Annotated in this window: 1 protein-coding gene; it reads right to left on the reverse strand. The window is 64.0% G+C overall.

Translation table 11 applies throughout. The annotated features are described in order from the left end of the window. Positions 1-114: 114 nt before the first annotated feature. Positions 115-1719, reverse strand: coding sequence for an IS1182 family transposase (locus Q9R39_RS24575; protein WP_078114167.1), 1605 nt, complete (start codon positions 1717-1719; stop codon positions 115-117). Positions 1720-1793 lie beyond the last annotated feature (74 nt).

Consider the following 1793-nt stretch of genomic DNA (forward strand, 5'->3'; position numbering starts at 1 on the left):
CTAGGAGCCTGCTGAATTAGGGTCCAGCCTGGGTTGAGGTTCCTGCTGCGGGGATGTGTCGGTTCCGGGGTGTGGTCGTGGTGATCGATCTAGGTGGGGCGGCGGTGCCGCGGTTCAGGCGGTGGCCAGTGTCCAGGTGCCGTTGGTGATAGTCAGTCCGAGGGTGATCAGGCGGCGTAGGTTGATCGCGGCGGCGCGGTGGTGCAGCCAGTTGTTGTTGCGTTCGATTCCACGGTAGGGCACCCGCCGGTTACCGCGGGTGAGCCAGGCAATCGTCCGTTCGACCATGGGTCGATGCTGGCGGTAGGTGTCGGCAATAGTCTTGTCAGAGAAGTGTTGTCGGTGTTCGCGCTGGAGTTGGTGGTGTTCGCCGAAACTAATTTTGCGTCCACGAACCGCGGTGGTGCACCGTGCCCGAAGTGGGCAGTCTTGGCAGGCCGCACCGTAGGTGACGTGGCCTTTCGCGCTGACCGGCCGGGTCAGGTTGTTGGGGCAGGTCAATGTGTTCGCGTCGGCGTCGAAGGTGAAATCGTCGATGACGAAACCACCAGCAACCGCCGGCATGTGTGGCTTGGGTTTGATCACCGCGTTCCATCGTGTCCGCGCCAGCGTGGCCAGCATGTCACCGGAGGCATACGCTGAATCACCCAGCACCTCACGATCGTCGGCGTCGTCGGCGACGGTCGGATCGCTCAGCAACAACCGTGCCCCGACTGCTCCGTCGGAAGTGTCCGGACCAGCGGCTTTGGTCATCTCGATCGCGGTGACTAACCCGGTCTCCGGTTCATTGACGATGTGGCCCTTGAACCCGTCCTGCTGGCGTGCCCGGGTTTTGTGGGCGTGCCGGGTGTCGGTATCGACGGTAGAGATCACCCGGTCCGGGGCGGTCCGGGGCGCGATGCGCCAGCGTCCGTCGGTGCCATCAGAACCTGGTGCCGGTTCCACATCCTGGCCGGTCACCAATGCCAGCAATGCCACCGCCTGCGCCTGGGCCTCGTTACTTGGCTCCTTCTCGATGGCCTCGAGGTCCAGACCGTCGAGCACGGCCAACCCATCTTCGACAAGGGCGCTGATCAGGTCCTGTTGAGCACACTCATCATCCCAGGCGATCCGCGGCTTGCCGGGCCGGTCATAGCCGCCGCCGGTCAACGCGGCCAGACGAGTCGCACGCTGCTCGACCACCACCGCACCACCGTCGACCTCTCGGGCGACCCGCCGGATCGCCGCGATCACCTGGGTGACGGCGTCCTGGCGGGCCACCGCGTCATCGAAGATCGTCGAATCCAGCGCTCGACGGCTCTTACCCGCGAGCACCCCGGTGGTGGTGATGACCTCGCGTACCACCTCGAAAATGCGGTACGGCCGGTCGCTGGCTGCCAGTCGCCGACGCCAGTACGTCAGAGTCGACGGATGAAAACCTTTGTTACCCAACACGAATCCACACGCCGCTTTCCACCGCAGATCAAAAGTGACCGCATCAGCGGCTTCGCGATCGGACAAACCCTGCAGCGTTTGCAGCACGATCACCGACGCCATCGTGGCCGGCGGGATCGACGGACGGCCCCGGCCGCTGGGAAACAGGTCCGCGAACATCTCCGCAGGGAACAACTGCTCGCGATGAGCAGCCAAAAACGCGAACACACTGCCCTCGGCCAGCAAATGCCCGACGACCGAGTTCACATCCAGAAACTCACCCTGACGATCCGGCTCACCCTGCATACTCACCAGGATCCCAGCCCACCAGGCAAACCCGCTCACCCCACACCGAAACGACGCCGACTATTTCAGCAGTC

This window comes from Gordonia sp. AC31 (assembly GCF_031844505.1).
Lineage (GTDB): Bacteria > Actinomycetota > Actinomycetes > Mycobacteriales > Mycobacteriaceae > Gordonia > Gordonia hongkongensis.